This is a genomic window from Klebsiella sp. RHBSTW-00215, from assembly GCF_014103785.1.
GTDB lineage: Bacteria > Pseudomonadota > Gammaproteobacteria > Enterobacterales > Enterobacteriaceae > Klebsiella.
On record NZ_JABXQS010000001.1, the window covers coordinates 427,054 to 440,493 of the forward strand.

General features: G+C 56.9%; 10 protein-coding genes. 9 read left to right on the top strand and 1 reads right to left on the bottom strand.

Annotated features, from left to right (window positions below):
* Position 1 precedes the first annotated feature (1 nt).
* The 9 genes from ssnA to idi all read left to right on the top strand — a co-directional run bounded on the left by ssnA (position 2) and on the right by idi (position 11,871).
* The gene (gene ssnA, locus HV127_RS02055) at positions 2-1,330 is read left to right on the top strand and encodes a putative aminohydrolase SsnA (protein WP_182234834.1); all 1,329 of its coding nucleotides are present in this window, start codon (positions 2-4) and stop codon (positions 1,328-1,330) included.
* A 46-nt stretch (positions 1,331-1,376) separates the two neighbouring features.
* The gene (gene ygfM, locus HV127_RS02060; protein ID WP_112217312.1) at positions 1,377-2,156 is read left to right on the top strand and encodes a molybdopterin-dependent oxidoreductase FAD-binding subunit; all 780 of its coding nucleotides are present in this window, start codon (positions 1,377-1,379) and stop codon (positions 2,154-2,156) included.
* Entirely contained in the window at positions 2,153-5,023 is a 2,871-nt protein-coding gene (locus HV127_RS02065) for a molybdopterin-dependent oxidoreductase Mo/Fe-S-binding subunit (RefSeq protein WP_182234836.1), read from the top strand. Before ygfM ends, HV127_RS02065 begins: the two co-directional genes overlap by 4 nt.
* Before the next feature lie 379 nt (positions 5,024-5,402).
* A complete protein-coding gene (locus tag HV127_RS02070; RefSeq protein ID WP_181484949.1) occupies positions 5,403-6,803 on the top strand; it encodes an NCS2 family protein in 1,401 nt (466 codons plus the stop codon).
* Between the two features lie 15 nt (positions 6,804-6,818).
* Positions 6,819-8,135, top strand: a complete 1,317-nt coding sequence (gene guaD / locus HV127_RS02075; RefSeq protein WP_182234838.1) for a guanine deaminase — start codon at positions 6,819-6,821, stop codon at positions 8,133-8,135.
* 32 nt (positions 8,136-8,167) lie between these two features.
* Positions 8,168-9,535 (top strand): guanine/hypoxanthine transporter GhxQ, encoded by a 1,368-nt coding sequence (ghxQ, locus tag HV127_RS02080; protein WP_182234840.1) that lies wholly within the window; start codon positions 8,168-8,170, stop codon positions 9,533-9,535.
* An 85-nt stretch (positions 9,536-9,620) separates the two neighbouring features.
* Positions 9,621-11,066 carry a nucleobase:cation symporter-2 family protein gene (locus HV127_RS02085; protein ID WP_182234842.1) on the top strand — a complete coding sequence of 482 codons (1,446 nt, stop codon included), beginning with the start codon at positions 9,621-9,623 and terminating at the stop codon, positions 11,064-11,066.
* Position 11,067: 1 nt separating this feature from the next.
* On the top strand, positions 11,068-11,190 hold the full coding sequence (locus HV127_RS31645; protein ID WP_228288593.1) for a hypothetical protein: 123 nt from the start codon (positions 11,068-11,070) through the stop codon (positions 11,188-11,190).
* 132 nt (positions 11,191-11,322) lie between these two features.
* Positions 11,323-11,871, top strand: coding sequence for an isopentenyl-diphosphate Delta-isomerase (gene idi / locus HV127_RS02090; protein WP_182234844.1), 549 nt, complete (start codon positions 11,323-11,325; stop codon positions 11,869-11,871).
* Between the two features lie 42 nt (positions 11,872-11,913).
* Here idi and lysS read toward each other — a convergent pair whose 3' ends face one another.
* Positions 11,914-13,431 carry a lysine--tRNA ligase gene (lysS, locus tag HV127_RS02095; RefSeq protein ID WP_182234846.1) on the bottom strand — a complete coding sequence of 506 codons (1,518 nt, stop codon included), beginning with the start codon at positions 13,429-13,431 and terminating at the stop codon, positions 11,914-11,916.
* Between the last annotated feature and the right edge of the window lie 9 nt (positions 13,432-13,440).

Genomic DNA, 13,440 nt, shown 5'->3' on the forward strand with positions numbered 1-13,440 from the left:
GATGTTAATTCTAAAGAATGTGACCGCCGTACAGCTCTATCCGGCAAAAGTGCAGGAAGGCGTTGATATCGCTATCGAAAATGACGTTATTGTTGAGGTTGGAGATGCGCTGACCCGCCGCTATCCACAGGCTGACTGGAAGGAGATGCACGGGCGTATCGTGATGCCCGGACTGGTGTGCGCGCACAACCATTTCTACTCCGGATTGTCGCGCGGCATTATGGCCAACATCGCCCCCAGCCCGGATTTTATTTCGACGCTGAAAAATCTGTGGTGGCGGCTGGACCGCGCGCTGGACGAAGAGTCGCTCTACTACAGCGGGCTGATTTGCTCAATGGAAGCCATTAAGAGCGGATGCTCTGCGGTCATCGACCATCACGCTTCTCCGGCGTATATCGATGGCTCGCTCTCTACGCTGCGCAATGCCTTTTTGAAGATTGGCCTGCGCGGGATGACCTGCTTTGAAACCACCGACCGCAACGGTGGAGTCGATGAATTGCAGGCAGGCGTAGAGGAAAATATCCGCTTCGCCCGCCAGATAGACCATGCTCGGGCGACGGGTACGGAGCCCTATCTGGTGGAAGCGCATATCGGCGCTCATGCCCCCTTTACCGTGCCGGATGCCGGGCTATCCATGCTCAGCGAGGCCCTCAAGGTTACCGGGCGCGGCCTGCATATCCACGCGGCGGAAGACCTCTATGATGTCTCCCACAGCCACCATCTTTATGGCAAAGACCTGCTGGTCAGGCTGGCGGAATACGACCTTATCAGCAGCAAAACGCTGGTGGCGCACGGGCTGTATTTGTCGACAGACGATATCGCCCTACTCAACGAACAGAATGCTTTTCTGGTGCACAACGCCCGTTCCAACATGAACAACCATGTGGGCTACAACTATCACCTCACCGATATCCGCAACCTGGCGCTGGGTACCGACGGTATCGGCTCCGACATGCTGGAAGAGATGAAGTTTGCCTTCTTTAAGCATCGCGACGCCGGTGGCCCGCTGTGGCCGGACAGCTTCGCCCGCGCGCTGGCCAGCGGTAACGAACTGCTGAGCCGCAACTTTAGCGCCCGCTTTGGGCAGCTAGAGGCTGGTTATAAAGCCGACCTGACCATTTGCGATTATGCCGCGCCGACGCCGCTGCTGGCAGACAATATTGCCGGACATATCGCCTTTGGCCTCGGTTCCGCCAGCGTTCATAGCGTGATGGTCAACGGCGTGATGGTCTACGAAGACCGGCAGTTCACCTTTGATTGCGATTCGATTTACGCCCAGGCCCGAAAAGTCGCCGCAGATATGTGGCGGCGTATGGACTCGCTGGCATAGCCCACGCCCTCTTTCGTGCTGAAAGGGGGATTGATGAGGAAAGATTATGATCGAGCAATTTTTCAAACCAGACTCTGTAGAGCAGGCGCTGGAGCTCAAATCGCGCTACCAGGATGATGCCGTCTGGTTTGCCGGGGGCAGTAAGATCAATGCCACCCCGACGCGACCGGATAAGCGAATCGCCATTTCGTTACAGGACCTTGAGCTGGAATGGGTGGATTGGGATAACGGCGCGCTGCGCGTTGGCGCGATGACGCGTCTGCAAACCCTGCGTGATGCGCACTTCATTCCCGCCGCGCTACACGATGCGCTGGGCTTCGTCTACTCCCGCCACCTGCGCAACCAGTCAACCCTCGGCGGCGAAATCGCCGCCCGCCAGGAAGAGTCGGTGTTACTGCCCGTTCTGCTGGCGCTGGACGCGCATCTGGTATTTGGCGACGGCAAGTGCCTGTCGCTGGAGAGCTATCTCGCCGATCCCGGCGCGCGGCTGATCACGGAAATTGTCATTAAAGACCCTTTCCGCCCCTGCGCCACGCGAAAAATCAGCCGCTCACAGGCGGGGTTAACCGTCGTCACCGCGGCGGTTGCCATCTCAGAGCACGACGGCGTACATATCGCGCTGGACGGCGTGGCCGATGGCCCTCTGCGCCTGCGGGACGTGGAGTCGCAGCAACTGGAAGGCAGCGCGCTGGAGCAGGCCGTCGCCGCCGCAATTTTCCCTCAGCAAGATGTTCGGGGCAGCGTGGCCTATAAACGCTATATCACCGGCGTGGTTGTCGCAGACCTGTATGCCGACTGCCAGCAGATGGGCGAGGAGGTCGTATGATGATTCACTTTACCTTGAACGGCGCTGCGCGCGAGATGAAGGTCAATCCCGGCGCTAACGTACAGGCGCTGCTTTTCGGCCTCGGGATGCACTCGGTGCGCAACAGCGACGATGGGTTCGGCTTCGCGGGATCCGACGCAATTCTGTTTAACGGCCGCATCGTTAACGCTTCCCTGCTGATCGCCGCTCAGTTGGAACAGGCGGAGATCCGCACCAGCGAATCGCTGGGCAAATGGAATCAGCTCAGTCTGGTGCAGCAGGCGATGGTCGATGTCGGCGTGGTGCAATCGGGCTATAACGATCCCGCCGCCGCGCTGATTATCAGCGATCTGCTGGATCGCATCGCCGCCCCGACGCGCGATGAGATCGATGACGCGCTCTCCGGATTATTTAGCCGTGACGCGGGCTGGCAGCAATATTATCAAGTGATCGAACTGGCGGTGGCGCGTAAAGGCGACCCGCAGATCGCTATCGATAGCGCCCCGACCTTCCGCGACGATCTGGCGGTCGTCGGCAAGCTATATCCAAAAACCGATGCGGCAACCATGGTGCAGGCCAAGCCCTGCTACGTGGAGGACCGCGTCACACCGGACGCCTGCATTATTAAAATGCTGCGCAGCCCGCATCCCCACGCGCTAATTACTCATCTCGACGTCAGCAAGGCCGAGGCGCTGCCCGGCGTGGTTCACGTGATCACCCATCTTAACTGCCCTGATATCTATTACACCCCCGGCGGGCAGAGCGCACCGGAGCCGTCACCGCTCGACCGGCGGATGTTCGGCAAGAAGCTGCGCCACGTCGGCGATCGCGTCGCGGCGGTTGTCGCAGAAAGTGAAGATATTGCATTGGCCGCGCTGAAGCTTATTGACGTCAAATATGAAGTGCTTAAGCCGGTAATGTCGATTGATGAGGCGATGGCCGATGACGCGCCGGTGGTTCACGATGAACCGGTGGTATACGTCGCTGGCGCGCCGGATACGCTGGAAGAAGATAACCGCCACGCCACCCAGCGCGGCGAACATATGATTATCAATTTCCCCATTGGCTCGCGCCCGCGCAAGAATATCGCCGCCAGCATCCACGGCCATATTGGCGATATGGAAAAAGGTTTCGCTGAAGCCGATGTGGTTATCGAGCGCACCTACTCCTCCACTCAGGCTCAGCAGTGCCCGACGGAACCGCATCTTTGTTTTACCCGCATGGATGGCGATCGTCTGGTTATTCACGCCTCGACCCAGGTTCCGTGGCACCTTCGCCGCCAGGTGGCGCGTCTGGTCGGCATGAAGCAGCACAAGGTTCACGTGATTAAAGAGCGCGTGGGCGGCGGCTTCGGCTCCAAGCAGGATATCCTGCTGGAAGAGGTCTGCGCCTGGGCCACCTGCGTCACCGGACGCCCGGTCTATTTCCGCTATACCCGTGAAGAGGAGTTTATCGCCAATACCTCTCGCCACGTCGCCAAGGTGACGGTGAAGCTGGGGGCGAAGAAAGATGGTCGCCTGACGGCGGTGAAGATGGATTTCCGCGCCAACACCGGCCCCTACGGCAACCATTCGCTGACCGTGCCGTCCAACGGACCGGCACTTTCGCTGCCGCTGTATCCCTGCGATAACGTCGATTTCAAAGTGACCACCTACTACAGCAATATCTGCCCAACCGGCGCTTATCAGGGCTATGGCGCACCGAAGGGCAACTTCGCCATCACTATGGCGCTGGCGGAACTGGCGGAGCAGTTGCAGATCGATCAACTGGAGATTATCGAGCGCAACCGCGTGCATGAAGGGCAGGAGCTGAAGATCCTTGGCGCGATTGGCGAAGGTAAAGCGCCAACGTCGGTGCCTACCGCTGCCAGCTGTGCGCTGGAGGAGATCCTGCGTCAGGGCCGCGAGATGATCCAATGGTCGTCACCGAAACCGCACGCGGGCGACTGGCGGACAGGTCGCGGCGTGGCGATCATTATGCAGAAGTCGGGGATCCCGGACATCGACCAGGCCAACTGCATGATCAAGCTCGAATCCGATGGCACCTTTATCGTCCACTCCGGCGGCGCGGATATCGGCACCGGACTGGATACGGTGGTCACCAAGCTGGCGGCGGAAGTGCTGCATTGCCCACCGCAGGAGGTGCATGTCATTTCCGGCGACACCGATCATGCGTTGTTCGATAAAGGCGCTTACGCCTCGTCCGGCACCTGCTTCTCTGGTAATGCGGCGCGTAAGGCGGCAGAAAATCTGCGGGAGAAAATACGCTTCCACGGCGCAGAGATGCTCGGGGAACCGCTAAGCGACGTTGAGCTGGTAGCCCCTGGCGTGGTGCGCGGTAAGCAGGGGGAAGTGAGCTATGCCGATATCGCCCACAAGGCCGAGACCGGCACCGGCTTCGGTACGTTGGTCGCCACCGCCAGCTATATCACCGCCGATTTCGCCTTCCCGTATGGAGCCAACTTCGCCGAAGTGGCGGTGAATACCCGTACCGGTGAAATCCGCCTCGACAAGTTCTATGCGCTGCTGGACTGCGGCACGCCGGTTAACCCGGAGCTGGCGCTGGGGCAAATTTACGGGGCGTCGATGCGCGCCATTGGTCATAGCCTGACGGAGGAGATTCTTTACGACGCACAGGGCCATCCGCTTACCCGCGATCTGCGCAGCTATGGCGCGCCGAAAATCGGCGATATTCCGCATGATTTCCGCGCGGTGCTGGTGCCAAGCGATGACAAGGTCGGCCCGTTTGGCGCGAAATCAATCTCCGAAATCGGCGTCAACGGCGCGGCTCCGGCGATTGCCACCGCCATTCACGATGCCTGCGGCGTCTGGCTACGCGAATGGCATTTCACGCCGGAGAAAATACTGAGCGCATTAGGAAAACTGTAACCACAAGGGGCCGCTACGGCGCTGTTGCCGATGCCCTCACCCCGGCCCTCTCCCACAGGGAGAGGGAAAAAACCGGAGGGTGCGGGCTGTAGCTCCGCTTATCCGTTGCTATTTAACAAAAAATCGCAGAGGGGAGAGGGTTAGGGTGAGGGGAAAAACACGCACTCCCCCTCACCCCGATGCTTTCTCTGAGGGAGAAAACCGGCCGGTTCCTCATTTCGGGGAGACGGCCTGGCTAAGTGATTCAATCAATATTAAATGCCGTCTGTGGATTGAGAACCGCCTTTCTCAGGGCCTCCTGCGCCCAAAATTCGCAGAATTTAATTTCACTGATTCAGATGATCAAATTTGCTTATACCCAAATAGAGGGAGTAAAGGGATGTCTGATATAAACCGCACAGGTTCTGATCTGATTTATGAACTGGAGGATCGCCCCCCTTTTCACCAGACGATTGTGGGAGCGATTACCCATCTGTTGGCCATTTTCGTTCCCATGGTCACCCCTGCTCTGATCGTGGGGGCAACGCTACAACTCTCTGCGGAAACCACCGCCTACCTGGTTTCGATGGCGATGATCGCCTCCGGGATAGGCACCTGGCTACAGGTGAACCGCTACGGCATCGTCGGCTCTGGATTACTGTCGATACAGTCGGTGAACTTCTCGTTTGTCACCGTGATGATCGCGCTTGGCAGCGGGATGAAAAGCGACGGTTTTCATGAAGAACTGATTATGTCCTCGCTGCTCGGCGTGTCGTTTGTCGGCGCGTTTCTGGTGGTCGGCTCCTCTTTTATCCTCCCCTATCTGCGCCGGGTCATTACACCCACCGTCAGCGGTATTGTGGTGCTGATGATTGGCCTGAGCCTGATTAAAGTCGGCATTATTGATTTCGGCGGCGGCTTCGCGGCAAAGAGCAGCGGCACCTACGGTAATTACGAAAATCTCGGTGTGGGTTTATTGGTCCTGATGGTGGTGATTGGCTTCAACTGCTGCCGTAGCCCGCTGCTGCGCATGGGGGGGATCGCCATCGGCTTGGGCGTGGGCTACGTGGTGTCGCTGTGCCTGGGAATGGTCGATTTCAGCGGCATGAAAAACCTGCCGCTGGTGACTATCCCAATCCCTTTTAAATACGGTTTTCATTTCAGCCTGCATCACTTTCTGGTCGTCGGCACCATTTACCTGCTGAGCGTGCTGGAAGCGGTTGGCGATATCACTGCTACGGCGATGGTGTCGAGACGCCCCATCCAGGGTGATGAGTACCAGTCGCGCCTGAAAGGCGGCGTGCTGGCGGACGGGCTGGTTTCGGTCATCGCCTCCGCGCTCGGTTCCCTGCCGCTCACCACCTTCGCGCAAAACAACGGGGTTATCCAGATGACCGGCGTCGCCTCGCGCTATATCGGGCGCACCATCGCCGTCATGCTGGTGATCCTCGGCCTGTTCCCGACCATTGGCGGCTTCTTCACCACCATCCCCTCGGCGGTACTGGGCGGTGCGATGACGCTAATGTTCTCGATGATCGCTATCGCCGGGATCCGCATCATTATTTCCAATGGCCTGAAGCGCCGTGAAACGCTGATCGTCGCCACCTCTCTCGGGCTGGGGCTTGGCGTCTCTTACGATCCGGAAATTTTCAAAATCTTACCCGCCTCAATTTATGTGCTGGTGGAAAACCCCATCTGCGCAGGCGGACTGACCGCAATCCTGTTGAATATCATTCTTCCGGGCGGCTACCGGCAAGAGGACGTCTTGCCCGCAGCCGATTCATTGGAAGAAGCGGATTAACTGTAAGGAGTTCACATGTCAGGAGAACACACGCTAAAAGCCGTGCGTGGTAGCTTTATCGATATCACGCGCACCATCGAACATCCCGAGGAACTCGAATCGGCGCTGCGGTTTATCGAGGATGGATTGCTGTTGATTCGCGAGGGCAAAGTCGAATGGTTTGGCGAATGGGAAAAGGGAAAGCATCGGGTTCCTGAGGCTATCCGGATCCGCGATTATCGCGGCAAGCTGGTGATTCCGGGATTTGTCGATACCCATATTCACTACCCACAGAGCGAGATGGTTGGCGCCTATGGCGAGCAGCTGTTGGAGTGGCTGAATAAGCACACCTTCCCCACCGAGCGGCGCTATCAGGACCTGGAATATGCGCGCGAAATGTCCTCTTTTTTCCTCAAGCAGCTACTGCGTAACGGCACCACCACCGCGCTGGTCTTCGGCACCGTGCATCCGCAGTCGGTAGACGCCCTGTTTGAAGCCGCCAGCCATATCAACATGCGCATGATTGCCGGCAAAGTGATGATGGATCGCAACGCGCCGGAGTATCTGCTGGATGATGCCGAAAGCAGCTACCAGCAAAGCAAAGCGCTGATTGAACGCTGGCACAAAAATGGTCGCCTGCTGTATGCCATCACCCCGCGCTTCGCCCCAACCTCAACGCCGCAACAGCTGGCGATGGCGCAACGTCTGCGTCAGGAGTATCCCGACACCTGGGTACATACACATCTGTGTGAAAACAAAGATGAAATTGCCTGGGTTAAAGAGCTCTATCCCGATCATGATGGCTACCTTGACGTCTATCACCAATATGGTTTGACCGGTAAAAACTGCGTTTTCGCCCACTGCGTACATCTGGAAGAGAAAGAGTGGGATCGCCTGAGCGAAACCGACTCCAGCATCGCTTTTTGCCCCACCTCGAACCTGTACCTCGGCAGCGGGCTGTTCAATTTGCAAAAAGCCTGGCGGAAGAAAATCAAGGTCGGGCTGGGCACCGACATCGGCGCAGGCACCACCTTCAACATGCTGCAAACGCTAAACGAAGCCTACAAAGTGGTGCAGTTACAGGGATATCGGCTCTCGGCCTATGAGGCGTTCTACCTGGCGACTCTCGGCGGCGCGAAAGCGCTGGGGCTTGACCACCTGATTGGTAATTTCACACCGGGCAAAGAGGCCGACTTTGTGGTGCTGGAGCCGACGGCGACGCCGTTGCAGCAGCTACGCTACGACAACTCGGTGTCCCTGGTCGACAAGCTGTTCGTGATGATGACGCTGGGCGACGATCGTTCTATTTATCGTACCTATATTGATGGCCGCCTGGTGTATGAGCGCACCTGACGAAACCCTTCTATTCTGCTGAGGACATAACTATGTCTGGAGATACTCTGCCTACCCCGGATGCATCGCAGCCCCGCGGTGCGCTGGATACCTGGTTCAAAATTTCGGCTCGCGGCAGTACGGTTCGCCAGGAAGTGCTGGCGGGACTCACCACCTTTCTGGCGATGGTCTATTCGGTCATCGTGGTGCCCGGCATGTTGGGAAAAGCGGGTTTCCCACCCGCCGCCGTGTTTGTCGCCACCTGCCTGGTCGCAGGCTTCGGTTCACTGCTGATGGGGCTGTGGGCAAACCTGCCAATGGCCATCGGCTGCGCCATTTCCCTGACCGCCTTTACCGCCTTTAGCCTGGTGCTGGGGCAGCACATCAGCATTCCCGTCGCATTGGGCGCGGTTTTTCTGATGGGGGTAATTTTCACCGCCATTTCGGTCACCGGGGTGCGCACCTGGATCTTGCGCAACCTGCCGATGGGTATTGCTCACGGTACCGGCATCGGTATTGGGCTGTTTCTGCTGCTCATTGCAGCGAACGGTGTCGGCATGGTGATAAAAAACCCACTGGAAGGGCTGCCGGTGGCGCTCGGATCGTTTACTTCCTTTCCGGTGATCATGAGCCTGTTGGGTCTGGCGGTAATTTTTGGTCTGGAAAAAAATCGCGTCCCCGGGGGGATCCTGCTGGTCATTATTGCCATTTCAATTATCGGCCTGATTTTCGATCCCGCCGTTCAGTATCACGGCCTGGTCGCGATACCCAGCCTGAGCGGTGAAGATGGTAAGTCACTGATTTTTAGTCTCGATATCATGGGTGCGCTACAGCCCGCCGTACTTCCCAGCGTTCTGGCTCTGGTAATGACCGCCGTATTCGACGCCACCGGCACTATCCGCGCCGTGGCCGGGCAGGCAAACCTGCTGGATAAAGACAACCAGATTATCAACGGCGGCAAAGCGCTGACCAGCGACTCCATTAGCTCCGTATTCTCCGGTCTGGTCGGTGCCGCCCCTGCAGCGGTCTATATTGAATCCGCCGCAGGAACCGCCGCCGGAGGGAAAACCGGCCTGACGGCGACCATCGTTGGCCTCCTGTTCCTGTTGATTCTGTTTTTATCGCCGCTGTCGTATTTGATCCCCGGCTACGCCACCGCGCCCGCGCTGATGTACGTGGGGTTATTGATGCTAAGTAACGTCTCGAAGCTCGATTTTGATGACTTTATTGATGCGATGTCCGGGCTGGTCTGCGCGGTATTTATCGTCCTGACCTGCAATATCGTCACCGGCATTATGCTGGGTTTTGTCACCCTGGTTGTCGGGCGCGTCTTCTCTCGCGAGTGGCAAAAGCTGAATATCGGCACCGTGATTATCACCCTCGCCCTGGTGGCATTCTATGCCGGAGGATGGGCGATTTAAGCGCCAGATGTGATGTGCGGAAGGTTCACCATTTTACCGCCCGGTAACCGATTTTGGCGCGTGCCGGGTTCAAGGAGAAATACACATGAGCGCCATAGATTCTCAACTTCCACCTCCCGCCGAACCCGGCGGCACCATCGACGAGGTTGACCGCATCTTATCGCCGGGAAAGCTGGTCATCCTCGGGCTACAGCATGTACTGGTGATGTATGCGGGCGCAGTGGCAGTGCCGCTGATGATCGGCGACCGGCTCGGGCTGAATAAAGAGGCCGTCGCGCTGCTGATTAGCTCCGATCTGTTTTGCTGCGGCGTGGTGACGCTGCTGCAATGCATTGGGATCGGTCGCTTTATGGGCATTCGTCTGCCGGTAATTATGTCGGTGACGTTTGCCGCCGTAACGCCGATGATCGCCATCGGGATGAATCCGGATATTGGCCTGCTGGGGATTTTTGGCGCAACCATTGCCGCAGGCATCATCACCACCTTACTGGCACCGCTTATCGGGCGCTTAATCCCGCTGTTTCCTCCGCTGGTTACCGGTGTGGTGATTACCTCTATCGGCCTGAGCATTATCCAGGTCGGCATCGACTGGGCCGCAGGGGGAAAAGGGAATCCGCAATACGGCGATCCGGTTTATTTGGGTATTTCATTTGCCGTGCTCGTTTTTATCTTATTAATCACCCGCTTTGCCAAAGGTTTTCTGTCCAACGTCGCCGTATTGTTAGGCATTATTTTCGGCTTTGCGCTGTCGTGGATGATGAATGAGGTTAACCTCTCCGGTCTGCAGGACGCCTCGTGGTTTGCCATCGTCACGCCAATGGCCTTCGGTATGCCGGTGTTTGATCCGGTATCGATTCTGACCATGACGGCGGTGTTAATCATCGTCTTTATCGAATCGATGGGCATGTTCCTCGCCCTCGGGGAGATTGTCGGTCGCAAACTGTCTTCGCAGGATATTATCCGCGGGCTGCGCGTTGATGGCGTGGGCTCGCTGATTGGCGGCTTATTTAATAGCTTTCCCCATACGTCATTTTCACAAAACGTCGGACTGGTCAGCGTGACCCGGGTATACAGCCGTTGGGTATGTATTGCCTCAGGGGTGATTTTGATTCTGTTTGGTATGGTGCCCAAAATGGCGGTGCTGGTGGCATCGATCCCGCAGTTTGTACTGGGCGGAGCCGGTCTGGTGATGTTTGGCATGGTGCTGGCGACGGGGATTCGCATTCTGTCGCGCTGTAACTACACCACCAATCGCTACAACCTCTATATTGTGGCGATCAGCCTCGGCGTGGGCATGACGCCAACATTGTCACACGATTTCTTTTCTAAACTACCTGCCGTACTCCAGCCGCTGCTGCATAGCGGCATTATGCTGGCCACCGTTAGCGCCGTGGTGCTTAACCTCTTCTTCAATGGTTATCGCCACCATACGGAACTGGCGCAAGAAACGGCATCCTCGGGTGGAAAAGTCCGTACGGTACGCATGTGGTTGCTGCTGCGAAAGCTAAAAAAGAGCCAGCGGGAGGAGTGATATGAATATCTTACTGCGCTGCATGATTAGCCTTTTCTTACTGATGCTGATGGCGATCCCTGCCGTTTCTGACGGTATTGCGTTAGGCATTGAAAGCCGGTTTCACTTTCTGCTGCTTTTTTAAGCACCTCACTTCAAGCAGTTCCGTTTCTGTTACGGGACTGCTTCCCCCTATCGGTTAAATAGTCCGAAGTGTTAATTATTCCGTCGCATTAAGGCTTATAATAGCGAGTGCTTAAGATTCTTGGTGGACACTATGCGACAGGAACATGTCATCTTGCTGGATGAGCAAGATAAGCCTTCAGGTATGCTGGAGAAGTATACCGCTCACACCCTCGACACCCCGCTGCACCTCGCGTTTTCCTGCTGGTTGTTTAATGAACATAGTCAGCTGCTGGTCACCCGACGTTCGCTGGCTAAAAAAGCCTGGCCCGGCGTGTGGACTAACTCGGTTTGCGGGCACCCGCAAACGGGCGAAACGTTTGAGCAGGCCGTTGCGCGCCGCTGCCGCTTTGAGCTGGGCGTCGATATCCACAGCATAACGCCTGTTTATCCTGAATTTCGCTATCGGGCCGTGGCGCCAAACGGTATTGTCGAAAATGAAGTCTGCCCGGTGTATGCCGCCCGAAGAGCCAGCCCGCTACAGATAAATCCTGATGAAGTGATGGATTTCCAGTGGTGCAATCTTGAAGATGTTTTCAGCGGGATCCGCGCCACGCCGTGGGCTTTCAGCCCGTGGATGGTGATGCAGGCTGCGGATGATAATGCGCGTAACGCATTGATAAATTTTAGCCGTCAGGCATAAAAAACCCCAGCTCTGCTGGGGTTTCGTTTATTACGGTAATGCTTATTTTACCGGACGCATCGCCGGGAACAGGATCACGTCGCGGATGGTATGGCTGTTAGTGAACAGCATGACCATACGGTCGATACCAATACCCAGACCCGCAGTCGGCGGCAGGCCGTGCTCCAGCGCGGTCACGTAGTCTTCGTCGTAGAACATCGCTTCGTCGTCACCGGCAGCTTTCGCGTTTACCTGATCCAGGAAGCGCTGCGCCTGGTCTTCTGCGTCGTTCAGTTCGCTGAAGCCGTTACCGATTTCGCGGCCGCCGATAAAGAATTCAAAGCGGTCGGTGATTTCCGGGTTCTCGTCGTTACGACGCGCCAGCGGAGAGACTTCTGCCGGGTATTCAGTAATGAAAGTCGGCTGAATCAGGTGCGCTTCCGCTACTTCTTCGAAGATCTCGGTCACGATACGGCCCAGGCCCCAGCTCTTCTCAACGTGAACGCCGATAGATTCAGCAATGGCTTTCGCAGAGTCGAAGTTATCCAGGTCCGCCATCTCGGTTTCCGGACGATATTTCTTAATCGCTTCGCGCATGGTCAGTTTTTCAAACGGCTTGCCGAAATCGAAGGTCTGATCGCCATAAGGCACCGCAGTGTTGCCGAGGATATTCTGCGCCAGGGTGCGGAACAGGGATTCGGTCAGCTCGATCAGATCTTTATAGTCCGCATAAGCCATATAGAGTTCCATCATGGTGAACTCTGGGTTATGACGAACGGAGATGCCTTCGTTGCGGAAGTTACGGTTGATTTCGAACACGCGCTCGAAGCCGCCGACCACCAGACGCTTCAGGTACAGTTCCGGCGCGATACGCAGGTACATGTCCATATCCAGGGCATTGTGATGAGTGACAAACGGACGGGCAGATGCGCCGCCAGGGATCACCTGCATCATCGGGGTTTCCACTTCCATAAAGTTGCGGCCAACCATGAACTGACGGATACCAGCCAGGATCTGCGAACGAATTTTAAAAGTGTTGCGGGATTCATCGTTGGAGATCAGGTCCAGGTAGCGCTGACGATAGCGCGCTTCCTGATCCTGCAGGCCGTGGAATTTGTCCGGCAGCGGGCGCAGGGCTTTGGTCAGCAAACGCAACTCGGTGCAATGGATAGAGAGTTCACCGGTTTTGGTTTTGAACAGCTTACCGCGTGCAGCGATGATGTCCCCGAGATCCCATTTCTTGAACTGCTCGTTGTAGACGCCTTCCGCCAGATCGTCACGCGCAACGTACAGCTGAATGCGGCCGCCAACGTCCTGCAGCGTAACGAAAGAGGCTTTACCCATGATACGACGGGTCATCATGCGGCCAGCAACAGCGACCTCAACGTTCAGCGCTTCCAGCTCTTCGTTTTCTTTCGCATCGAAGTCAGCGTGCAGTTGATCAGAGGTGTGGTCACGACGGAAATCATTCGGGAACGGGATGCCCTGCTCACGCAGTGCGGCCAGCTTCTCACGACGGGCTTTCAGTTCATTATTAAGGTCAATTGCCGCGTCAGCGCCCTGTGCTTGTTGTTCAGACATGTTGGTTCC